Annotated in this window: 17 protein-coding genes and 1 tRNA gene; 8 read left to right on the forward strand and 10 right to left on the reverse strand. The window is 45.3% G+C overall.

Translation table 11 applies throughout. From position 1 onward, the window contains the following. Positions 1-10 precede the first annotated feature (10 nt). The 3 genes from V7Q13_RS09775 to V7Q13_RS09785 all read right to left on the reverse strand — a co-directional run bounded on the left by V7Q13_RS09775 (position 11) and on the right by V7Q13_RS09785 (position 3,381). Entirely contained in the window at positions 11-580 is a 570-nt protein-coding gene (locus V7Q13_RS09775) for an IS1096 element passenger TnpR family protein (RefSeq protein WP_333800499.1), read from the reverse strand. A gap of 59 nt (positions 581-639) precedes the next feature. Further along, positions 640-2,058, reverse strand: a complete 1,419-nt coding sequence (locus V7Q13_RS09780) for a CCA tRNA nucleotidyltransferase (protein ID WP_333800500.1) — start codon at positions 2,056-2,058, stop codon at positions 640-642. Positions 2,059-2,355: 297 nt separating this feature from the next. Then, the gene (locus tag V7Q13_RS09785; RefSeq protein WP_333800501.1) at positions 2,356-3,381 is read right to left on the reverse strand and encodes a DUF2279 domain-containing protein; all 1,026 of its coding nucleotides are present in this window, start codon (positions 3,379-3,381) and stop codon (positions 2,356-2,358) included. Positions 3,382-3,564: 183 nt separating this feature from the next. Between V7Q13_RS09785 and V7Q13_RS09790 the strand changes: the two genes are divergently transcribed. From V7Q13_RS09790 to V7Q13_RS09800, 3 genes are all read left to right on the forward strand, one after another. Then, positions 3,565-5,286: a phospho-sugar mutase gene (locus V7Q13_RS09790; RefSeq protein WP_333800502.1), complete on the forward strand. Its 1,722-nt coding sequence runs from the start codon at positions 3,565-3,567 to the stop codon at positions 5,284-5,286. A 165-nt stretch (positions 5,287-5,451) separates the two neighbouring features. Beyond that, positions 5,452-6,141, forward strand: coding sequence for a protein-L-isoaspartate(D-aspartate) O-methyltransferase (locus tag V7Q13_RS09795; RefSeq protein WP_333800503.1), 690 nt, complete (start codon positions 5,452-5,454; stop codon positions 6,139-6,141). A gap of 2 nt (positions 6,142-6,143) precedes the next feature. Then, positions 6,144-7,145, forward strand: coding sequence for a hypothetical protein (locus V7Q13_RS09800; protein WP_333800504.1), 1,002 nt, complete (start codon positions 6,144-6,146; stop codon positions 7,143-7,145). Between the two features lie 4 nt (positions 7,146-7,149). Here V7Q13_RS09800 and V7Q13_RS09805 read toward each other — a convergent pair whose 3' ends face one another. The 4 genes from V7Q13_RS09805 to V7Q13_RS09820 form a co-directional block, all read right to left on the reverse strand. Beyond that, entirely contained in the window at positions 7,150-8,034 is an 885-nt protein-coding gene (locus V7Q13_RS09805; RefSeq protein WP_333800505.1) for an NAD-dependent epimerase/dehydratase family protein, read from the reverse strand. Continuing rightward, positions 8,031-9,002, reverse strand: a complete 972-nt coding sequence (locus V7Q13_RS09810) for a Gfo/Idh/MocA family protein (protein WP_333800506.1) — start codon at positions 9,000-9,002, stop codon at positions 8,031-8,033. The genes V7Q13_RS09805 and V7Q13_RS09810 overlap by 4 nt, the downstream gene beginning before the upstream one ends. A 7-nt stretch (positions 9,003-9,009) precedes the next feature. Beyond that, a complete protein-coding gene (locus V7Q13_RS09815) occupies positions 9,010-10,437 on the reverse strand; it encodes an NDP-hexose 2,3-dehydratase family protein (protein ID WP_333800507.1) in 1,428 nt (475 codons plus the stop codon). A 93-nt stretch (positions 10,438-10,530) separates the two neighbouring features. After that, on the reverse strand, positions 10,531-11,340 hold the full coding sequence (locus tag V7Q13_RS09820) for a DUF1647 domain-containing protein (RefSeq protein WP_333800508.1): 810 nt from the start codon (positions 11,338-11,340) through the stop codon (positions 10,531-10,533). A gap of 111 nt (positions 11,341-11,451) precedes the next feature. Here V7Q13_RS09820 and V7Q13_RS09825 point away from each other — a divergent pair, with 111 nt between their 5' ends. Next, positions 11,452-12,534 (forward strand): exostosin domain-containing protein, encoded by a 1,083-nt coding sequence (locus tag V7Q13_RS09825; RefSeq protein ID WP_333800509.1) that lies wholly within the window; start codon positions 11,452-11,454, stop codon positions 12,532-12,534. A 78-nt stretch (positions 12,535-12,612) separates the two neighbouring features. Here V7Q13_RS09825 and V7Q13_RS09830 read toward each other — a convergent pair whose 3' ends face one another. The 3 genes from V7Q13_RS09830 to V7Q13_RS09840 all read right to left on the reverse strand — a co-directional run bounded on the left by V7Q13_RS09830 (position 12,613) and on the right by V7Q13_RS09840 (position 16,279). Further along, positions 12,613-15,378, reverse strand: a complete 2,766-nt coding sequence (locus tag V7Q13_RS09830; RefSeq protein ID WP_333800510.1) for a TonB-dependent receptor domain-containing protein — start codon at positions 15,376-15,378, stop codon at positions 12,613-12,615. A 158-nt stretch (positions 15,379-15,536) separates the two neighbouring features. Then, complete coding sequence (locus tag V7Q13_RS09835) at positions 15,537-16,142, reverse strand: DUF445 domain-containing protein (RefSeq protein WP_333800511.1); 606 nt, start codon at positions 16,140-16,142, stop codon at positions 15,537-15,539. A gap of 63 nt (positions 16,143-16,205) precedes the next feature. After that, positions 16,206-16,279 (reverse strand) — tRNA-His (locus tag V7Q13_RS09840). Between the two features lie 209 nt (positions 16,280-16,488). Between V7Q13_RS09840 and V7Q13_RS09845 the strand changes: the two genes are divergently transcribed. From V7Q13_RS09845 to V7Q13_RS09860, 4 genes are all read left to right on the forward strand, one after another. Then, positions 16,489-18,612 (forward strand): carboxy terminal-processing peptidase, encoded by a 2,124-nt coding sequence (locus tag V7Q13_RS09845; RefSeq protein ID WP_333800512.1) that lies wholly within the window; start codon positions 16,489-16,491, stop codon positions 18,610-18,612. Between the two features lie 208 nt (positions 18,613-18,820). Then, positions 18,821-19,630 carry a polysaccharide biosynthesis/export family protein gene (locus V7Q13_RS09850; protein WP_333800513.1) on the forward strand — a complete coding sequence of 270 codons (810 nt, stop codon included), beginning with the start codon at positions 18,821-18,823 and terminating at the stop codon, positions 19,628-19,630. A 30-nt stretch (positions 19,631-19,660) separates the two neighbouring features. Beyond that, positions 19,661-22,105 carry a GumC family protein gene (locus V7Q13_RS09855; RefSeq protein WP_333800514.1) on the forward strand — a complete coding sequence of 815 codons (2,445 nt, stop codon included), beginning with the start codon at positions 19,661-19,663 and terminating at the stop codon, positions 22,103-22,105. Positions 22,106-22,240: 135 nt separating this feature from the next. Continuing rightward, complete coding sequence (locus tag V7Q13_RS09860) at positions 22,241-23,701, forward strand: oligosaccharide flippase family protein (protein ID WP_333800515.1); 1,461 nt, start codon at positions 22,241-22,243, stop codon at positions 23,699-23,701. The last annotated feature ends 3 nt before the right edge of the window (positions 23,702-23,704 follow it).

Genomic DNA, 23,704 nt, shown 5'->3' on the forward strand with positions numbered 1-23,704 from the left:
GTACAAATGATTAATAGTCTTCGCCGCTACTGATGTCGTCGGTAAAAGTTTCTTCGTCGCTGCTGGTAGTGTCGCTGTCGCCTTCTTCGCCAAAGCCTTCTTCGTTGCCCTGCAGGTCGTATTTCTCTTCCATTTCGGCAAACTTGGGGCCGAGTAAACCACGGGTGCCATACTGCATTGGACCTACGCCTTCTTTGCGGCTAATTGAAGGGTACGCAATCTTGCTGCTTTCTTCTTTCGACACATTGATGAGCTCTACCAGAAACACCCAGTTCTTATTGAAATCGTACACATAAATAAACTTCTGATTGGTATCGCGGATTTCAGAAGCGATCGTTGTTTCTTCCATCAGCAGGGGGGGCGCCTGATAGGTTTTGTCGTATTTCTCCAGCGAAATTTCGCGGCCTCGTAACCAGTTGTCGTTGCTGCGATAGAATGTAGCCTGATGCTTGTTGTCGAATTCGTAGGCCTGAAGAATGGTCTTGTGCAAATCGATGAAATACTGTGTATGCTTGATCACAATATCGCGGTAAATGCTTTCGTCTTCTTCGAGATACACCCTGAATTTCAATACTGCCATGGCTACAATGATTGACCCTGGAGGGCCTGCGTTTTGATGTGCGGCAAAGAAAATACTTTTTACCGAACAGGGGTTAGGTTTAATTGTTGGGCCTGCTCCAACATGAGTGCTGTAGCGGCTTCGAGTGTATTGGGGATGATACCGTCGAGGATGGCATCTTTAATCGCATTTTTGATAATGCCCACTTCGCGGCTGGGACCAATGCCAAAATATTGCATGATGGTTTCGCCATCAATGGGTGGCTGCCAGTTGCGGATGCGGTCATTCTCTTCTACTTCTACGCATCGCTGCCGTACCATTTCAAAATTGCTGAGGTAGCGTTTTACCTTCTGTTTGTTTTTCGAAGTAATGTCTGCTTCGCAAAGCGTCATGAGGTCGTCGAAGTGTTCGCCAGCATCAAACAACAGTCGGCGGATGGCGCTATCCGTAATGTTTTCTTTAGTCAGCGAAATGGGCCGCAGATGAAGCTCTACCAGCAGCTTCACGTATTTCATTTTTTCGTTGAGCGGCAGTTTCAGCTGCGCAAAAATTTTGGGCACCATGCGGCCGCCCACTACTTCGTGCCCGTGAAATGTCCAGCCGTGGCCTTCTTCAAACCGCTTGGTGGCAGGTTTGCCTATGTCGTGCAAAATGGCCGCCCAGCGCAACCACAGGTCACGTGTGTTTTCGCTGATGTTGTCGAGCACTTGCAGGGTATGGTAAAAATTGTCTTTGTGCCCGTGCCCGTCGAGGTATTGAGCTCCGGCCAGCGCCACCATCTGCGGAAAAATGAGTTTGAGCAAACCCGTATCATACAGCAGTTTAAAACCTACCGAAGGCTTGCTGCTGAGGATGATTTTATTGAGTTCATCAACAATCCGTTCTTTCGACACAATGCTGATGCGGTGGGCATCAGTTTTGATGGCCGCCAGCGTGGTTTCGTGAATGGTAAACTGTAGCTGACTGGCAAAGCGGATGGCCCGCATCATGCGCAGCGGATCGTCGCTGAAGGTTTGGATGGGGTCCTGCGGGGTGATGATGCTTTTTTCCTGCAGGTGTTGAATGCCGCCAAAAGGATCAACCAGTGTGCCGTAGTCTTTAGCGTTTAGGCTGATGGCCAGCGCATTGATGGTAAAGTCGCGGCGCAATTGGTCGTCTTCAATAGTGCCGGCCTCCACGGCTGGTTTTCGGCTGTCGCGGTTGTAGCTTTCTTTGCGGGCCCCTACAAACTCAATGTCGAAATCGGCAATGCGGATATGCGCAGTACCAAAGTTTTTGAAGAAGCTGACATGTGGGCGGGGCTTAAACAAATCGGCCACAGCATGTGCCAGGGCAATACCATCGCCGGTGCATACAATATCTGCGTCTTTGGTGGGGCGTTGCAATATTTTATCCCGAACAAACCCACCAATCACCCAGGCCTGAATACCAAGATGCTGTGCCCGGGAGGAAATTTTTTCGAAAATGCTGGCTTCGTACGCTTGTAAAGGAATGTGCATGCGCCGCAAAAATAACGGTATTGAGGTGGATGGATGATGGGCCACGGGTAAAAATGGGACGCGGATTGGAAGGATGAAAACAGTTTTTCGCGGATGATGTTGCTGTCGCAGGCCTCCCGGCCTGTGACGATGCGTTACTAATGCTCAATACTAATTCAGCTTTAAAGTATGGCAGCAAATACAGCGATAAGATGGGACGCAGATTTGAAGGATTGAAACGGATTTTCACGGATTATTTGCTGCTTCAAAACATTCAAATCGCATGCTCCGTAAGTATATTTCCCTACTGAAAAAAACTTAAAAATACAACCCATGCACCCGCATTTTGCCATTGCTGAGTACCAGCGTAGGAGCGGGGAGTTTAAAGGCATTGAGGCAGAAAAAAACGCTTTTCAACAATTTGCTGCGGGTGCGGATGCGGGTGAAATCGATATCAGGAGCCAGGTAAATCTCACGTACTCTTTGTACATCGTTGCGGGTGATGGTGCTGCTGCCATCGGTCCAGGTATTGCTGAAGCCGCCCAGCATGCCGCCGGCGCCATAGCCTACGGCAATGTTGAGCCACGGCGGCAGGTTGCTCTGTTTGAAAAACGATTTCAGGTTGGCGCTGAGCCAGTAGGTTTGTCCGTTGTAATCTTTGAGCATGCGTTCGGGCAGGCTGCTGCCAAACAGATTGTTGGCCCGCTGCTCCAGCATGCCTTGTGAGTAGTTCATTTTGTGAAACGAAAACTTGAAACTGATGCGCTGTTCGGCCCATGCCAGCTCTTGGCCAATGAGCAGGCCACTGCCCACGGTATTGGCGGCAATATCGCTCCAGCTCCAGCCCCATTCGGCACTATGGGCATCCAGCACTTCTATCACGGTTTGAAAGGCAAACCCACTCATGCCGCCCAGCCAAATTTGTTGGTTGCGGTTGAGGCCCGCCCATTTCCAGCTGGCCATGCTGGCACGGCTAAGCTGGTAGGCACTCCAGGCGTGGCCCACTTTGTCTACCTGCTGCCATTCCTTGCTATCGTTGAAGGTTTGGAAACTCGTTTTGGGGTAGTCTTTGTACCAGGCTTGGTTGAGCAAAAGCAACGAACCGCCATAAATGCCTGCATGCAACCCTGCAACGGTATACACTCTTTTTGTATTGGGCAATGCCACGTATGCGGCGGAATCGGGTACACGGGTGTAAATGGTATCGAGGCTGGCATGACGAATGACTTCCAGCGGCAGGCTATCGGTGCGGGTTTGGGCACTGCTGCCCATGCTGAACAGGCAAAGCAGCAGGAACGCTGAGTAGCGGTATGCAGCAGAAGTGAGTGACACAACTTGGTTCAATAGTAGCAGGGGTGCTGGTAAACAAAAAGACATTAGCAAACTTACGGTGCTGCCATTTATAGAGATGAGCAAGGTTTGTGAAATGGAAGTAATTTCCGAATATCTTAGCCGCTCTTTGGAAGGAGGCAACTGCAGGCAGCATCCACCTTTCGGAGGACATATTCAAACCACAAACAACGATTTATGGACGCAGCAATTAAAGCCAAAGTAGACAGCTGGCTGGCGGGCAATTTTGACGCAGACACCAAGGCCTACATTACCGATGCACTGGCCAACAACCCCGATGATTTGGTAGAAGGATTTTATAAAAACCTGGAGTTTGGTACAGGCGGCCTTCGTGGCGTAATGGGCATTGGTACCAACCGTATGAATAAATACACGGTGGGCATGGCCACTCAAGGCTATGCCAACTACCTGAAGCAAAGTTTTGGCGATGGCATCAGCGTTGCCATTGCACACGATAGCCGCAACAACAGCCGCTTTTTTGCTAAAACAGTGGCCAATGTGATGGGCGCCAACGGTATTAAAGTGTACCTGTTTGAAAGCCTGCGGCCCACACCGGAGCTGAGCTTTGCTATTCGCCACCTCGGCTGCAAGGGCGGCGTAGTATGCACGGCCAGCCACAACCCCAAAGAGTACAACGGCTACAAAGCCTATTGGGAAGATGGTGCACAACTGGTGCCACCACACGATAAAAACGTGATTACCGAGGTAGATAAAATTCTTTCCGTTGACGATGTGAAATGGACTGGCGGCGAAGCCAACATCACTTTGATAGGTGAGGAGTTGGATGCGGCTTACACCGAAATGGTGAAGAGCCTGAGCATTTACCCCGATGCCTGCGAACGCCAGCACGATTTGAAGATTGTGTACACCAGCATTCATGGCAGTGGCATTCAGTTGGTGCCCCGGGTGCTCAAGCGTTTTGGATTTACCAACGTAACTGTGGTAGAAGAACAAGCTACTCCCGACGGCAATTTTCCAACCGTGCACAGCCCCAACCCCGAAGAGAAAGATGCCATGAGCATTGGTCTGGACAAGGCCAGGCAAATTGATGCCGACATTCTGCTGGGTACCGACCCCGATGCCGACCGTGTGGGCATTGGCATTAAAGACACCGACGGCAACTGGGTGCTGATGAATGGCAACCAAACAGCGGTGCTGGCTTTCAACTACATGATTGAAGCCCGCAAAGCCAAAGGCATTGCACAGCCCAACGACATGGTGATCAAAACCATTGTAACCACCGACATGATCAACCGCATTGCAGAGCAGAGCGGTGTGGCTTGCTACGATGTATTGACCGGCTTTAAATACATCAGCGAAATGATTCGGGAAAAGACCGGCAAAGAAAACTATATCGTTGGTGGCGAAGAAAGCTATGGCCTGATGATTGGCGATCAGATTCGGGACAAGGACGCGGTGAGTGCCGTGGCCCTGCTCTGCGAAATGGCCGCTTATGAAAAAGACAAAGGCCGCAGCCTGTTTGAAAAACTGGTAGACCTGTATGTACAATACGGTTGCTATCAGGAGCACCTCATTTCCATTACCAAAAAAGGCATGAATGGCCAGAAAGAAATTGCGGAAATGATGGAAAGCTACCGCAACAATCCGCCTGCACAACTGGGCGGTGTAGCTGTGGCGCAACTGCTCGATTACCAGCTGCAGCAAGGCACCAACCTGACTGCCGGCGATACCTTCCCCATTGCACTCACCAAGAGCAACGTGCTGCAATTTGTGCTGGCTGATGGTAGCAAGGTAAGTGCCCGCCCCAGTGGCACTGAGCCCAAAATCAAGTTTTACTTTAGTGTAAATGCCCCGCTGGACAATGCTGCCAATTACAAAACGGTACAAGCCGGTTTGATGGCCCGTATTGAAGCGATTATCAAGGATATGAATTTGTAAAAGTTGTTGAACAACAATAGTAGGTGCCGGTGAGAGCAGTTGCCATCACCGGCTTTTTTATAGCCCGAAACGGCCAATGGCTTTCTTTCAACAACCGTGGGAAATGAGTGTTGCGAAGAGCGGCACAGATTAATCGGAATGCTGCATCTTGCGGGTTGTATCTTTATGAGCACAAGCATTTTATCATTGCATACCGACGATTACAGAACCAAAGGGCTGCGCAAACAACTCATTGATAGTTTGGCGGAAAAAGGCATCAGCGATCCGCTGGTACTGGAAGCCATGCGCAATATTCCTCGGCATTTCTTTTTAGACCCGGCATTGGATAAAATTGCCTACGAAGACCGGGCTTTTCCCATTGGCGAAGGGCAAACCATCAGCCAGCCGTACACCGTGGCATACCAGAGTGAACTGCTCAATATTACACCCGGCGAACGGGTATTAGAGATTGGTACAGGTAGTGCTTATCAGGCATCGGTATTGGCCGAAATGGGTGCCGAAGTATTCACCATTGAACGGCAGCAAAAGCTGTACGATAAAGTACAGAAGTCGTATCCGTTTGCGGAGCGGCATCGTAAGCTGTACTTTTTTTATGGTGATGGATTTAAGGGTTTACCCGAGTATGCCCCTTTCGATAAAGTATTGGTAACAGCAGCTGCCCCCTTTGTACCGCAAGCCCTGCTCGATCAGCTAAAGCCTGAAGGCATGCTGGTGATTCCGGTAGACGAAGGCGAAGCCCAACGCATGAAGCGCATCATTAAAAAAGCCGACGGTCGCTTGATAGAAGAGCTGTACGATGTGTTTCGGTTTGTGCCCATGCTGAAAGGGAAGAATGAGCAGCCTCCAAAAAAATAAACATGCAACAACTGACGAAATGGATAAAACGCAAGCTGCGCAGACCAGTGCGGGAATGGCAGATAGCCAAGAGCTATCGGCAACCATTGCCAGCAGCAATGCCTGAGCGTTATAAACCATGTGTGGTGCATGTAATGAACAATCAATTGAAGCATGGTGGATTGCTGGATAGAATTAAAGGCAGTATTTCTGCTTTTCAGATTGCACAGCAACTGGGATATGATTTCAAAATTTATGTAGACAACAATAGCTTCGATTTATTCAAATATCTGACGCCGAAGGATGCTTCACTTGTTTGCAGTTCAGCAGCATTGTACTTGAATACAAAGCTCTCAAAACCTTTGTACCTGAATGACGTACAACTAACTTCAGCCACAAAGTTGTTGCAGCAGTTTCGTGGAAAGTACAGGCAGTTTCATGTGTATGGCAATCAGGATTATACCAGTTTGTTACAACCGGACCTGTCCAAAGAAGATTACGGCAAATATTGGTCGAGCCTGTTTCAACAGTTGTTTCACTTCAGCGATTTTTTGGTGGCGCATGCTGCCGCAAAACTGCCCAAGAATGAACTGCCACTTGTAGGGGTGCATTCTAGATTCATGGGTTTGCTGGGCGATTTCCAAGATGTAAACAAAGCAACTATCGATACGGCTTCACAAAAAAAGCTGCTGGAAAAATGCATTGCATCAGTAAGGCAGATTGCCATGGAGAATACCGACTGCAACATTTTAGCAGTGTCTGACTCTGCCCGCTTTCTACAAGCTGTTCAGCAGGATGCAACCATTCACCACTATGTGACCAGATTGCTGATTGATGCGGACAATATTGGTCACATTGATGTGAACCATGCGGATGATGTGTTGTGCAAAGCTTTTACCGATTTTTACCTCTTGTGCCAGTGCAGGCAAATACACCAACTGCTTTTGGGCGACATGTACCACAGTCAGTTTTCGAGGTATGCTGCCTATGTGGGTGGCGCTACATTATTGGCGGTACAAGAGTAGCACTCTACAAGTTTTCTTTCAACAGTTTTGTGGTGCGTATACCCAGTGCTTCAATTTTAGTACTATCAAAAATGGTATCGCCGCTTTCGATAAGGGCAGCTTGTGCAGGCCATTCGGCAAACGCAACAGTGCTGCCATATTTTTTAGCGACCAACTCTGCTACTTCCAACAACGAGTACGTTTCACCACCAAGATTGTAGATTTCACCATCTGTTTCATCCATCGTTGCTGCCTGCAGCATGGCAGTTACAATATCCAGCATGTGCGAAAAAGTACGTTTCAGTTGTCCATCGCCATACAATGAAATGGGTTGTCCTTTTGCTGCCATTGATTCAAAAAAACCAATGGTACCATATGAAGACGTAGCATCGGTAAGATTGCCATAAGGAATACACAACCTGAAAACGGTATAATGAATGCCCCATGCTTTTTTGAATGCTGCCAGATAATGTTCGCAGGCAATTTTGTTGACAGCATAGGGCGTTAACGGCAACAGTTCGTCGGTCTCTTTGAGCGGCGTATTGGCGATGCCTTTGTACACCAAACGGGTAGAAGGAAAGACAATTCTGCCTTTGGCTTGTTGTTGCTGGTATTGACGAATGAAGTGCAGCAATCCAAGCTCGTTGATACGGAGATAGGTATCTGCCTGTTCAAATCCATTCCAGGTGCCAGTAAGACCGGAAAAGAAAAAAATGAGTTCAAATGTTGCGAGGTCAATTTGTGCTATACTGCTGGCGTCAGCCACATCTATGCTGTAATAATCGAAGCCATTTTGAAAACCTGAAGGCTGAATATCTGCACCAGTTATCGTCCAGCCTTGCTGTTGCAAATACCAGCACATGTTTCGGCCTAGGTAGCCATTGCAGCCAAATACCATTGCTTTTTTCATGAGTGTTGATTTGCTTTTTCAAACACTGCAGTGATGAGTGCAGATTGTGCTTCTATCTGGGCAAATTGCCAATCGGGTTGCTCAAGTATGCTGCGGTAAAACTGCTGCAATAATTTTTGAAAATGATTGTCGGCAGGCAATTGCAGACTGGTAATACCATCGGGTTTTTCAATCTCCACGGTTGGTGCAAAACCAGGTGCTGCAGTAAAGGCCCGCTTCATTACTATTTTACCCGTGGTGCCCCACAGCTCAATATTATTTTGGTAAAAATGGTTGAAGCCAAAGCTTAACTGAGCACAAATGCCTTGTTCATTTTGCAGCAATACATGGTCGTTGAAATCTACTTCATGGCCATCGTTGTTGAGTACCGCACCCACTACCTGTAGTTGCTTTCCTAAAAACAACTGTGCTGCCAGCAAGGTGTAAGCGCCGGCATCGAGCAAAGCTCCACCACCCAATTCTTTTTTATACCGAATATTATCCGTGGCATCAAACATGGGAAAACCAAAGCTGCTGCGTACTGCCTGCAACTGGCCGATGGTTCCATGGGCCAGTTCATTTTGTACATAGGTCATTTGTGAATGAAACGGAAACATGAAGTTTTCAAAAACACAAAGACTTTTTTCTTTTGCCAGTGCCAGTATTGCTTTCGTATCATCAATGTTGCTGGTGAAAGATTTTTCTACCAGTACATGCTTGCCGGCTTGCAGCGCCTTCATGAGCCATTCGGTATGTATGCCAATGGGTAGTGGCATGTACACTACTTCAATATCTGTGCGTTGCAACAGTGCTTCATAGCTGCCTACAGCATCGCAATTGAATTGTTGCGCATACGCTTCTGCCTTGCTGAGGGAGCGGCTGGCAATGGCTTTCAGCTCAAACAAGCCTGAGTTTTTCAACTCTTTAATAAATGATCTTTTAGCGAAGGCTGAGCAGCCTAATACGCCAATGGGTAAAATACGACTCATGGTAAAATCAGATAAAGCCAATGGTAGATAATAGGCTTCGGGCCTGTATGTTCAAGTAGTTGTTGAATTTGATAAATGTTTGCAACTGATGCAAGGTCATCCAGGTAAAGTTTTCTGGTAGCGACAAAGCAGCAGCATTGGGAACATGCACCATCAGGTTGCGGTTTTGCTCTTGGTAAAAGCGACCACCTTCTTCAGATTGTTTGGCATCGTACCAAATGTTTTCTGGTGCAGCATTTAGTACCACATCCAAAAATGGCACAGTGTATTCAGGATTGCGGTAGTCGCCGGTAATGGTTTGTACAGTAGGTGCCAGTTCGAGGATGTCGAAATTGCCACACTCCAGTTTGGCCTGCACCAAAAAGTGTAACACGCCGTGTATTTCAGTAATCACGAAAGCAATCAATCCTTCATTGATGGGTTGTACCAATGGTTGGCTCCAGCTGGACACTTCCCGGTTGCTGATGGCCACTTTGGTTGCAATCACTTTAAAAAAACGTCCCGATTCATGTTTGATTTCGCTGTCTGTAATCATCCAGCCTTTTACGCTGTGCAATGGAATTTGCCTGATGCGTAATTCGTATTGACACTTGAGTTGAGTAATCCATGCAATCAATTCATCGAAGGAGTACAGCGCAATGTTTTTCTCAAAAAATGATTTGAAAAATAAAGTGCCTTTGGTTCCTTCCGGCAAGCCACTCATGCCAAACTCGCTGAACAGTTTGTAGCCAATGCATGAGATAACAGTCCGGGTGTCCATGTTCACCACATTGCTGTGGCGCATCAGCAATTTAATTTGGGCGAGTGTCAACCACACAAAGTCTTCCTGCACTGTAATCTCTTCATCCACTTTTACAATCAGGTTGCGGTTTCTTTTTTGCAAAAAACGAGCTCCTTGTTCTGATTGAAGTTGGTCGAATAGTACGTTGGCAGGGCTTGCATTTTTGAAATGCTCCAGATAGGCAGGTTGCTTGCCGCCATGCACTTGCGTGTAGTTGCTTTTGGTGGCTTGCAGGGTTGGCGAAAGCTGCACGTTATTGATATTGCCCGGCTCAATTTTTGCCTGCAACAAAAAATAGAGAACCCCATCAAACTCTTTTACCAAAATGCCGAGGTAGCCAATTTCGGGCTGATTGATGATGGGCTGCTGCCACGATGGTACCAGCCCCCAGTTGGTTTGCACATCAATACCATCAATGGAAAAGAAACGACCTGATACATGCCGGAGGCTTGACTTGTCTTCATCAAACTGCCAGCCTTGTAATTGGTTGAAAGCAATTTGTTCTACCGTAACCGTTACCTCATTATTGCGTTGTTGTAACCAGGCCACTACTTCTGATGTGGAGATGAAAGGATTGCTCTCGGTAAAGGCCGACCGGAGTAATTGAATCGAAACGTCGTGTTGTAAAACAGCAAAACTGTTGGTAAAACCCATGAGTGCAAGTTTGAATAAAGCTATGGATGCTGCGCAAATGTTACTTTGAAAATGACATCCGTGCGGCAGTCAAATATAGTTGCGGCAGTTGCATCATTTTCCTTTCTTTTTTAAAAACACATCGTAATGGGTAAGTACGTTGTAATAACGGGTCGATTGCGGCTCGTTGCCAGCTACATCAACCGTTTCATGAAAAATACAGGAGAGTACAGATTGGTCGTACCGGTGGTTTAGCCTTGAGCATCCGTCCGGGGCTATTATTTGCTGATCCAGTGCCAGGCGCATCCATTTTTCCACCATGCTCATAGCAAGCGGACTGCTGAAAGAAAACGACCAGTAGCAACCATTGAGTACCGTTTTATTTACCAACTTATGTTGGTCAAAATGTTGCACTGTTGCCGGGTGAGTCCAATCCAACACTTTGCCAGATGTATAGGGGAAATAATAACCGTATTTGTGCAGGTAGAAACGGGCTACAGTGAATTTTCCAATCACAAAATTCCTGGCATCGAGGTAAGTAATGTCGCACTGCAGGCTATGCAAGGCATCGTGTACCAACGCCACCTTCCAGGCATAGCTGCCGTACGGAAATAATTGAAGGTTGAAATGTGCGGGGTATTTACTGAAGTCAAAATATTTGACAGTTACTTGCGGAATTTGTTCCAGCATTTTGATTTGTGCTGCGTCCAGTCCGATATCATAAATTAAAATGGGTTCGGTTTCGTACCGGCGTATGGATAATACCAAACGATGTAACGACTCAAAATACGGAGCACTGGCTGCGGTTACAAAAACATGTTTAGTAGTACTGGAGGGAGTAAGAATTTTTTTGAAGATAAATGACAGGTTGAATAACCTGCACCTGAGTTTTCTTATGAGTAAAGATTGTTTGAGTTGCTTCATGTAAGGAACGCATTCATTTTGCGCAAGGTAATATTAATGCATGGTGTACATCCGGGGAAGTTGAATGGCTAATGATGTAACCCGGTATCTTTGAACGGTTAGCTCAAGTCCATGATTCAGGTATTCTGCACCGCACCAACTATTTCTTCTGCCGGCAAATATTATCTATTTCCGTTGTTAGAGCCGTTTTTACAACCAGCCACCATTGCTACAGATGTAGCTAAAACGGTGAATCCGCAGTGGAAAAAGCATTATGCCATTACAGCAGATGCTGCTACTGCCGATGTTTTTATTTTACCCATGGATATTGCCTGGTATTTACACACGGGGCAGCGACAGTTAGTAGAGGAATTCATTGCAACAGCCAAGCAATGGCAAAAGCCTTGCTGGATATTTTCTGGCGGCGATTATGGCATTACGTGGCCCGATCAGTATGTGCAAATCTTGCGCCTGTCTGGTACGAGGTCGGGCAACAAAGGCAACCAGTTTGTGATGCCGCCGTTTATGCCAGACCCTCTCTGCTACGCCGTTGAAAGTGATATCAAACTATTGGATTTACCTTCAAAACCTACCGTAGGTTTTTGTGGGCAGGCAAATGGAAGCCAGTTGGCCCGGTTAAAGGATTACGTACGTGCTGCTGTAAAATGGATAAAGCAACTGCAAGGAAATTATCTATACGATTTGCAGCCATTTACTTCAACCACTTATCAACGGTATCAGGTATTGCAAACATTACAACAGGAGCAGTTGGTAAATGCCAACTTTTTATTGTTTGACCAATACAAAGGAGGTGCGAGTAGTGAGGAGCAACAAGTACAATCCCGACTCCGATATTATCAAAACATCAGCAATAATGCCTACACACTTTGCATCAGAGGAGCTGGTAATTTTTCTGTACGGTTTTATGATTGTTTGGCCAGTGGCAGAATTCCTGTGTTGATTGATACCGACAGTATGCTGCCATTGGAAAACTTGATTGATTGGAATGCGCATATACTTAAGGTGCCAGCACATAAAATGACTGAAGCTGCCCGGCTATTAATTGCTTTTCATCAGTCTTTTTCATTGGCTCAATGGCCGCAGTTACAATTGGCCAATAGACAACTTTGGCAAGAGAAGCTAACCTATGACGGCTTCTTTGCGCATTTTCATTTGTTGCCACCCAATCAAAGCTTTGCCCATTTGTATGCATAAAAAAAGCCTCTCTTTCGAGAGGCCCCGGGGACATGTTTCTGAAGCAAACCCCAAATAAGTTTATTTTTTGGTAGGACGTTATTGCATGTTCATTCCTTCGCTCATGCCTTCCATTTCGCCCTTCATGTTTTTACGCTTGAAGAGGCTGGCGTCCATTTTGCCAAAACGCCAGTTGAACTGCAGGCGCAAAATTTGCGGGTCGCGGCGGCGGGTAAGGTTTTGCACAAAAAAGGCGCTGCTGGTAGTGGCATCATAAATACGGGTACGGAAAATGTCATTCATGCTGAGGGTAAGTGAGCCAGCGTAGCCCTGTCCGTTTTTGTTTTTAATAATGTCGCGGCGAATGCTGAAATCGGCACCATAGTTCGGGTTTACAAAACCGTTACTACCAGCGGCCTGGCTGCCGCCGCCCATGGGGCCACCACCCATAAATCCACGGCCTCCGCCTACGGGCAGTACCGTTTTACTTTGGTATTCGGCATTCATTTGCAACGTCCACTGGTTGCTTTTGCCAATGCGTTGGGTCAGCGTTATTTTACCAAAAAAGCTGGCCTGGCTGTTGTTCAGGTTCTGCTGAATGTTTTCGCTGTTGATGCTGGCGTTGTAAAAATTCAGGTTGGTAGTAGTTTCAAATTTCTTGGTGAATTTGTTGGTACTTGTTATTTCTAAACCGTAAGTCTGAGAGTTGTTTGCATTAATCCAGGTGTTGTAAATGGCACTGTCTTTACTTACCTGATTCAGGTCTTTGTACTGAAAGCGGGTAAGTAAGCCTGTGGTGTACTTGTAGTAAGTACTTACCAGCAAAGTGTGGTTGTTGTTGAACTGCTGGCTAAAGTTTGCCTCAAGGCTGTTGGTAAATTCGGGCGACAAATTAGCATTACCCACACTCAGGTTCAGCGGGTCGGTAAAGTCGATAAAGGGCATCAACTGGAAAAAGCTTGGTCTGTTGATACGGCGGGTATAGTTCATCTGAATGTCGCTTCTTTCGGTAAGCTTGTAGCTCAGGAAGGCAGAAGGAAAAAGCGAAATCGGGAACTTAACATTGAAGCCAGAATCAAGCGATACCAGCTTGCCATCATAGTTGCTGCTTTCTGCACGAAGGCCAAGGTTGTAGCCCAGCTTTCCTTCTTTGCCTACTTTGCCGGTAAAGGTTACATAGCCTGCAAACACACGGTCGGTAAATTCATAGTCGTTGCTAACCGCTGGCAGCAATACAAATCCGTTGGTATTGTAGTTAAAAATGAAGTTGTTGTTATCAGCACTGAAGTTGCGTAGCTGTGCACGAAGGCCCGATTCAAATTTTACATTGTTCGACAGCTTATTCGTGTAGTCTGTTTGTGCCACTATAAAGGTGCTGGTAGTACCGCTTTCTGTACGCTGCAGGGCAGGGTTGCCTTTGGGGTTGCTGTTGGCATCCAGCAGCTGATTATCAAACAGCGATGCACCGTCGCTTTTCATGCTATTGAAGTTTACATCGGCCGTCCACTCGTGGCCGGGTTTGGCAAACAGGTGTTTGAAACTCAATGAGCTACCTATGTTGCGGAAGTTACGGTCGCTTTCGGTTAGGCGGCGGGTGGTAGAGCTGGTAGGCGGCGCATACAATGTATCGTATTTAATGTAGTTCGACTCTTCGCTATCGAAACTGCCATTTACAATGTTTGTAGAAAGGGTAAGGGTGTTTCTGTTATCAATAAAAAAATCGGCACCGGCACGGCCGAAAGCAAAAAAGCCACGGTTGCTGCTGTTTACATCTTGTGCAATGGCATAGGCAGGCAGGTTACCCGTTGGTGCGTAATCGGTAGCAATATCGCTCCAGCCAAGGCTTTTGCGCATGCTAAAGTTGCCCGAAGCAAACAGGTTTACCTTTTGCTGGCGAACGTTGATATCGCCACCAAGGTTTGGCCTGAAACGGCTGTCTATGCCTGCTCTTACCGAACCATTGTAACCGCTTTTTTTGTTCTTTTTCAATACCACATTTATAATGGCTGCAGTACCACCCGAAGCATCATACTTTGCCGATGGGTTGGTAATCAGTTCTACACTTTGAATATCATCCGCAGGTATTTGGTCCAACGAAAGGGTAGTAGGTCGGCCATCAATAAACAATGTAGGCGAAGCATTACGAACAGATACATTACCATCAATATCCACGTTTACCGATGGAATCTGACGCATAATGTCAATAGCAGAGGAGCCAGAAGCAGACAGGCTTTTATCTACGTTGAATATTTTACGATCGATGCCCATTTGCATCATGGGGCGGTTGGCGGTTACGGTTACGTTTTCCAGCATTTTGGCATCGGGCTTCAGCATAAAATTGCCGAGGTCTTTATCGGCCATGCTGGCCATTTGGCTCATATCGCCACCAAATGCTTTGCGCAGCACTTCCATCATGTTGGGCTGTGCAGCGGGCTTGCCATCGGCTGCCGGCTGGTTCATACTGGCAAATGCCTGCATCAGCTTTTGCTGCACTTCGGCAGAAAGGAAGGATACTTTTTGCTCCAGTGTAACATAGCCAATAGCCGAAATGCGGATGCGGTAATCGCCCATAATGGGTACATTTTCCAACGAAAAATCGCCGTTGGCAGGTGTGAGCATACCACTAATAATGGTGTCTTTCCGTTGCTTTTTTACCATATCAAACTTGCTGCTGACCAGCTGTACCGATACGGCATCGAGTGGTTTTCCACTGGTGCTGTCGAGTATTTTGCCATACAAGCGGCCAGTTTGGCCGGCACCCATACTCATGCCGCCGGTACCCATGCGGGCACCACCAGGCTGGGCTACAGCCATGCTTACGGTGAAAAGAAAGGAAACAAAGAAGAGTGTAAATGAACGTTTCATAAAATGGAAGCTGATTCCGGTTAATTGTTCTGAAAAGGTAATTGTCATGCTTTTGTCATACTGTGGAAGCATTGTATGACAAAAATGTGACAGGAAGGTTTGACGGCACACGCCCGTTAACCCCTCGATACAAGTGTTAAGAAATGGATAAATGGAGATTAGGCTGTAAAAACGGTGATAGCCACCTGCAGCAAACCGATGAGAAAACCCAGCACACCGCCGAGTATTTCTACAAAACGAAACTCCTTGGCCATGATTTGCATCAAAATAGACTCCAGTTTGTCTGAAGAAAAACCGGCTACTTTTTCTGTTACTATTTTTTCAAGGTCCAGCTGCTGCTTTAGTTCGCCGGCGTATTCTTTCATTAGCGATGGAAAAAGCGTGGTGAGCTCTTCCATAAACACCGTTTTGAGTTTGGTGATGGTTTTATCGCCAATAAACATGCTGATCATGGGCATTTCGGCCGATAGCTTTTCCCGGAGAAAATGATCTACATGGCTTTCAATCATGGGGCGGAGCTTGTCCAGATTTTCGGGGCTGCTGATGGTATTGGCAATTTCATCAAACGAGAGTAGCTCCTCACTTACCAGTTTGCCCAGCTTTTGAGCAAACTGTATTTGTCTTTTTGGAAAAATGCCCTGTATGGTGATACCCAGTATTTTTTTGGGCTGCCGCGGATGAAACAGCATTTTAATAGCTACCCAGTTAGTAAACCAACCAATAAAGGCAGAAATAACCGGTATCAGTAACAGCCAAATATTCATGGATAGTGCATTTACAAACAAAACCTCCTGACAAGCAGGAGGTTTGTGTTGATGTTGAAAGAGGGAGAATGATGGGTCTCGAACCCACGGCCTTCAGTGCCACAAACTGACGCTCTAACCTACTGAGCTACACTCTCCGTTTTTTCGGAGCGCAAAAATAGGGAAATCAGGTTTGCAGAAAAAAAATGGGCACACATTTTTTGAACGGGATAGAACTGACGGTACTTTTTTTCCCATTCAAAGGGTTGGTAAAAAAGCTTTCGGGGTTTGTTAATTTCAACTATCGGCGGCATATCATTGTAGTTTATTGCTAGGTTTGAAACTCATGCAGAAAATAGGACAATTTATGATGAATAAAAGAGTGTGGCCTTTTTTGGTGCCGGCTATTGCATTGTTGGTTTTTATTGGTGCCAAAAGCTGGGGCAATGGCAAAACCAGTGAGCCGGGTGGTAAGTATGAAAAAATTCTCACCATTGTGGGTGATTATCTGGAGCAGGCCCATTTTAGCCCCAAGCGCCTCGACGATAATTTTTCAAAAGCGGTTTTCAAAACCTACCTCAACAGCATTGATCCTGACAGAACCATTTTGCTGCAAAGCGATATAAAGGAGCTGGCGAAATACGAACTCAGCATCGACGATGAATTAAAGTCGGGCAAAATGGAGTTTATACCGGCCGTTGATGCCATTTTCAACAAGCGGTTGGCCGAGTCGATGGGTATTTATAAGTCGGTGCTAAACAAACCTTTCGATTTTATGGTAAAGGAGAGTGTGCAACTCGATATGGAAGATGCACCCTTTGCTACCAACGATGCGCAGCGCCGCGAAAACTGGCGCAAACGCTTGAAGTATATGACGCTGGAGCGATACGCTGATGCTCTTGAAAACCGTGAAAAAAACAAAGGCCTAAAAGAATTCGTTGTAAAAGAAGACACTACACTGGAGCGGGAAAGCCGCGAAAGAGTGCTGAAAATTTGGGACCGCACTTACGACCGGTTAAAAAACAAATTCACCCTCGACGAAAAATTCAATCAATACATCAACACGATTGCGGAAACCATGGATCCGCATACCCAGTTTTTTCCACCTATCGAAAAAAGAGCATTTGACGAAGCCATGAGTGGCGAGTTTTTTGGAATAGGTGCCCAACTGAGTGAGCAAGACGGTGCTATAAAAATTGTAAGCGTTGTTACCGGTAGCCCCGCCTGGAAGAGTGGCGAAATACAGGTAAATGATGTGATATTGAAAGTAGCTCAGGGTGCTGCCGAACCAGTTGATATCACTGGCTTTGAAACCACCGACGCCGTTAAACTGATTCGTGGTCAAAAGGGTACGGAAGTTCGACTGACTATGAAAAAAACGGATGGTTCGGTTAAAGTGGTATCGCTTATTCGTGACCGCATTGTGCAGGAAGAAACCTTTGCCCGCAGTGCTATTGTAAAAGGCACCAATAAAATCGGGTACATATTTCTGCCTGAGTTTTATGCCAATTTTGATGACCCCAACGGAGCCCGCTGTGCCCGTGACGTGGCCAATGAAATAAAGAAACTGAAGGAAGAAAACGTAGATGGTATTGTGATGGACCTGCGCTACAACGGTGGTGGTAGCCTGCAAGATGTGATTCAAATGGTGGGCCTGTTTATAGAAGATGGTCCCGTGGTTCAGGTTAAAGACAGAGACGGCGATGCCAGCGTGTACCGCGATAAAGACAAAGGCATATTGTACAATGGTCCGTTGGCGGTAATGATTAATGAGTTCAGCGCATCGGCATCCGAAATTTTTGCAGCTGCTATTCAGGATTATGGCCGTGGTATTGTGGTGGGCACCCCCAGCTATGGCAAGGGTACAGTGCAGCGCAATGTAGGCCTCGACCGCAACACTGGGTTCTTTATGCCGGCATCTGAGTTGGGTACTTTAAAGCTCACATTGCAAAAGTTTTATCGCATTAATGGCGGTTCTACACAGTTGAATGGCGTAACGCCAGACATTATTATGCCCGATAATTTTGAGTTTACCAAATCACGGGAAAAACATAGCCCCAATGCCCTTGCTTACGATGAAATTCCCCGTGCCGCCTACACCAACTGGCCCGCCGGTGTAGATATAGCCCAGGTTAAAACAACTTACCAGGAAAAGCTGTTGGAAAACGAAGCCTTCCGCCTGATACGTACCAATGCAGAGTGGCTGAGTAAGGTAAACGAAGAGTCGGTGAGCCTGTACCTGCCAGAGTACCAGCAGTTGCAAAAGCAAATACGCACCACTGTAAAACAAAACGAGAGCCTCCAAACCCTGGAGCAGCCCATGGATGTAGCCTTCATGACGGCCGATCAGGAGCGTATCAACAAAATGGACAAAGACAAAAGCGAACGCTTTATGCTCTGGCTCAAGGGTTTGAAAACCGACCGCTACCTGTTTGAAACATCTCGGGTAATGGATGATATGATTATGAAAGGCAAAACAGCCGCCAAATAATTTGGAGCAGCTGGTTAATCAAAGAAACGCTGCCATTTATCATACACTAAAATCCCACAACAGAACAGCAAGAAAATTGCTAAAAGTTTGATAATCAATCGGGGGCCACTCACACAGGTGGCCCCCGATAGTTTATCCACGGTACTCGATCCACTCTTGGCTAAGAATGTTTTTTAGATACATTTGCACACATTTCAGCAAGCATTACATGACACAAATTTCACGACACCCTGATAAATTTTTTCTGCTGATCTTCAGCCTTGTATTCATCGCTATTGCAAATACAAGCTGCAAAACAAGCAACATTAATGTGTTAGGCACATATCTCGATACAACCCGTACAGTTGAATTAAGCAAGTATCCGTTTTCTTATGCCGAGCCAGTTATCAAAAAGTTTGATTTAGTAAGGGTAAAATTTGCCGGTAGCAGTAAAGAAGTAATGGAATTGCTGAACGGTAATGCTGGTATACAGTTAGAAACAGTAACCAAAACTCCAGAGGGAAGTGAGCAAATTGGCCAACAGGTGGACCCGCAGGGTTTTTTAAGTTATCCTTTAATCGGAAAAGTTAAAGCGGAAGGTCTTACCAAAGAACAACTCCGATTGAAATTGCTGGAGTTGGTAGCGCCAATACTAAAGGAAGCCTACATCATGGTAGACTTACCCAAAAGAGGAGTGAGTATGTTGGGTGAAGTAAAATCGCCTGCTTCAGTTTTACTGATCCGCGAACGAACCAATCTGCTGGAAGCTTTGACACAGGTAGGTTCTGTTACAGAATTTGCTGATTTGGCAAACGTAAAGGTATACAGAGAAAACCCTGATGGGTCGAGGCTTTTAGGACACCTTAACCTAACTGATACTTCTTTTCTTTCGTCCCCGTTTTTTTATCCCTTGCCAGACGACGTGGTATATGTACCGGCAGTAAAGCAAAAAAATGTGAAGTACTTTGGCCAAACTTATGCACCTCTGGCAACCATCATTTTGGCTATTTCCACGTTGTTAATCACCGTTTTGAAGTAATAGAACGAAAGAACACATCCGCACTACCTTATGGCAAAACAATCCCAGATAGCACAGGCCAAAATAGACTTAGGAAATCAGGAATCAAGCAAGTTTGATGTATTGAAATTGGCTGCAAAAGCCGTATCCATACTTCCGTGGTACATCATCTCTGTCATTTTGTGCTTGTTGGCAGCATACGTTTATTTAGAATTTGCCACACCAGTATACAACGCCTATTCTGTAGTAATGATTAGAGACAGAAGGGTAGCTGGCGAAGAGCAAAAGTTGCTAAGCTCATTGAATTTGGGCCCTACTGACCGTAGCATTGAAAACGAACAAGACGTGCTAAAGTCATTAACCCTTATGACAAGGGTAGTAGACTCTCTCAATTTGGATCTGCAGTTTTTTGTGGAAGGAAGGATCCGGAAAATTACTCTGTATGGAAAAACAAGCCCTTTTATTGTAGAATACTACAAGCCTGGCAATCATGAAGAGGAAGCGGTTTTTTTGGGAGAAAAGAAAATTAAGGTAAACAACGAGGGGTATGCAATAGAAGGAGAAGGTGGTAACTTCGTAAGTTTTCGATACCACGATACGGTTTCGTTTGAAGGCCACAGGTTGAGTTTAAGAAAAAATCCGGGCTACAGGGTAAACCCTAACAACACAGTATTCATTTCTTTCCTTGAAAGAACTTCAATGGCCGATGGTTTGCGGAATGCTCTTCAAATGGCACCCACACACGAGTTTGGTGGGGTATTGGAGCTGTCAATGAATGATATCATTGCCCAAAGAGCACAAGATATTCTGAACGTGTTGGTGATTAAATATATTCAGGCTGGGCTGGAAGATAAAAACACACAGGGTAGAAATTCAATACGGTTTCTCAATGAGCGTTTAGCACTTATAGGTGAGGAATTGAATGGTGCTAAAAATAAAGTGGCAGAGTTCAGGTCCAAAAACTTAATCAGCGCAGATGCATCCGATAACATTAAAGAAATAATATCCCGCTCATCTGGTTTAATGCAAGCGGAGGCTGCAGTAAATACCGAACTAGAGGTTGTCAATGGGGTGTACAATTACATTGCCAATATTAAAAACTTGTTCGAACTGGTTCCTTCATCGGTAGGTATTCCAGATGCCTCTTTTGTGGAGCTGATTTCAAATCACAACGGACTTATCAGAGAACGTATCTCAAAGTTGCAGGTAGGAACAGCACAGGATCCTTTTGTAAAGTCAATCGAATCTTCCATCATGGCTTCGAGGGATAATTTGCTAACCAACTTGAAAAATTATAAGCAAGCCATTCAAACCCGCTTGAATGCAGCCCGGAAGTCGATGATGGCAAATGAATCCGAAGCTGCTAATCTTCCATTAAAAGAGCTGCAACTCTTTAATCTGGAAAAGGAAGCAAGGGTTAAAGACGAAATCACCAACTTCCTGCTACAAAAACGAGAAGAAGCAGAACTAAGCGTTGCATCAAACACCAGTGATGCACGGGTACTTGATCCTGCACTCAATCAGGGTCAGGTTAAGCCAGTGCGTTCTCAAATTATTCTGTTCTCCATACTCATCGGATTAATTGTACCGACAATACTGCTCATCATTTTTGAAATTTTCAATAATACCATTGGCGACCGGGCAGAAATTGAAGCTGCAACAAGTGTACCTATCATTGGCGAAATCGTTTACAAACAGTCAGATGACCCGCTGGTGGTAACACCTAAAAGCCGTTCAGCTATTTCAGAGCAGTTCAGGCTTGTTCGAACAAACCTAAAGTATTTGTCTGTAGACAGCCCAATTAAATGTGTAACGTCTACTTCGTTTATGAGTGGTGAGGGTAAGTCCTTTTTCTCTATCAATTTGGCCGCAGCGGTGTCATTGGTAAAAGAGAGAGTACTCTTAATTGAACTAGACTTACGTAAGCCAAGGGTGAGCCGGTATTTGGGCTTCGATAACAAAGTTGGTTTAAGTAATTACCTGATTGGTTCTGAAACAGACCTGAGCAAGGCCATATTAAAAGTGCCCGGGTACAATAACTTTGATATGCTGCCATCGGGCCCTACACCCCCTAATCCATCCGAACTTATTTTAAGCAAGAAGATGGAAGAAGCGATGGAATGGATTCAGGCTAATTATGATTTCGTCATCATCGATACTTCTCCCATAGGTCTTGTTACTGATGCATTGCTATTAGACAAATTTTCAGACTTCACGTTCTTTATCATTCGTCATAAATACACTTACCGTTCTACACTCTCCTTCATCGAAAAGATTTATGAAGAGCAGAAGTTTAAGAACTTAGGCATCGTTGTTAACGGCATTAAAACCGGCGCTGGCGAAAACTATGGCTACGGTTATGGCTATGGCTATGGCTACGGCTACGGTTATGGTTATGGTCACTATGGAAATAGTAAAAACAGTTCTGGGTATTATATGGAAGAAGAACGGAAGAAAGGATTGCTAGCCAGAATACTCGGAATATTCGGTTTATAAAATATAATCAGGTCCGCAAAATAGTAGCAATTAATTTAACTGTGTATCGGTGTATTACTGATAGATGGATGCGGTATTGCGAATAACAAATCTGTGATGTAAAGTATTATGGAGCAGTCTGCGTCAAAATCATCCATGCAGGTATTGTTCGGCGCATTCGTAGGAAAGATTATCAATTATCTTTCTCTGTTGCTCGTCACACCAGTATTGGGCCCCGAAGGATTTGGCCAACTGCTGGTGGTCGGTATTATACTAGCCATTTTTACAGTTGTTATAGACGTAGGTTTTGAAAACTACTACATCGTTCGGGTGAAACTAAATGGACCCGATCAATCCTCTCCGGAAGAAATTGCACTCATTGAAAACATTGTTTTCAAAATAAGACTGTATTCAAATCTGGTGTTGTTTACTCTGCAGGTGGGTATTTCTTACTTGGGGAAAGGACATCTGTTTGATGCACCCATTGATATTTACCTGCGTATTCTTTCCCTCAATTATCTCATTGCCATATTTGGGAAAATCAATGAAGTACGATTGAAAAAGCGCTTGATGTTTGGTGTTATTACAAATGCCAAAGTATCTGGCGATATTGTTGGGGCTATTGCAAAAGTAGGTTTGGTGTATGCCGGCATGGGACTGGTAGGTTGGGCTACAGGTCTTATCGTTGCCAACTTTATCAGCACTATTTTTCTTACGCTTTCTGGTCATTATAAACCCAAGTTGGTAGCCATTCCTGATAAATGGAAAAAAGAAGTGTTTTGGTTTGCCAAGCATTCTTGGTTCAATGGCTTAGGAGGCTATCTGTACAATCAGGTAAGTAGTATTATCATTAAAAGTTTTTTCCCGCTGCATCAGGTGGGGTTGGTTTACTTCAGCTACAGTAATAGCATAGAAATACAGTCTGGTATCTTGTCATCACAAATGAATGTGCTGCTTCCTTACTATGCAAATTTTCAACATGACCCTAAAAGGGTGAGAGCCGGTATCAATAAGTATATAGAAGGCGCATTGCTGGTAATGGGCTTTCCCATTATAATAGGCATGGTTTTCTCCTATGAAATTTTGACAATTGCTTTTGGTGATCAGTGGATTGAAGCAGCTCCTATATTTTCACTCTATTGCATTTATGCACTTGTTCGAATTATATTCTCCCCCGCATTAAGTATTCTTACCGCACTTCGCAAAATGAAAGAAAGCACCATCATTACTTATTTCAGCTTTGCGGTGGTAAGTCTTTCATTACTCGCTGTTTCATATTTCTTAAATGAAATATTCTGGTATGCTTTCGTGTTTGTATTTGCTTCTTTATTGGTGGAAGGATTGAAAGCATTATGGGGTTTGTCTTTTCTTAAAATTCAACTGTTGGAAATATTACAGGACTGTAAAAAAACGCTGACTATTTTAGCGATCGTTCTTCTGTCAGCTGTTGCCATCAAATTTTCAGGGTTTGTAGTATCTGTAGTTACACTGGTGGCAGTGGTGGTTGTATTGGGTTTGCTTTTTTTAGCAGCTACCTGGAAGTACAATAAAGTGGCGCTTACTGTGATAACAGATAAGCTGCCAATGCTAAAGCAGAAGTTCCGTATTAAGCGGTAATAA

Origin of the sequence: Phnomibacter sp. (genome assembly GCF_036803085.1) — a bacterium.
In the GTDB taxonomy this organism is placed as follows: Bacteria; Bacteroidota; Bacteroidia; order Chitinophagales; family Chitinophagaceae; genus Phnomibacter.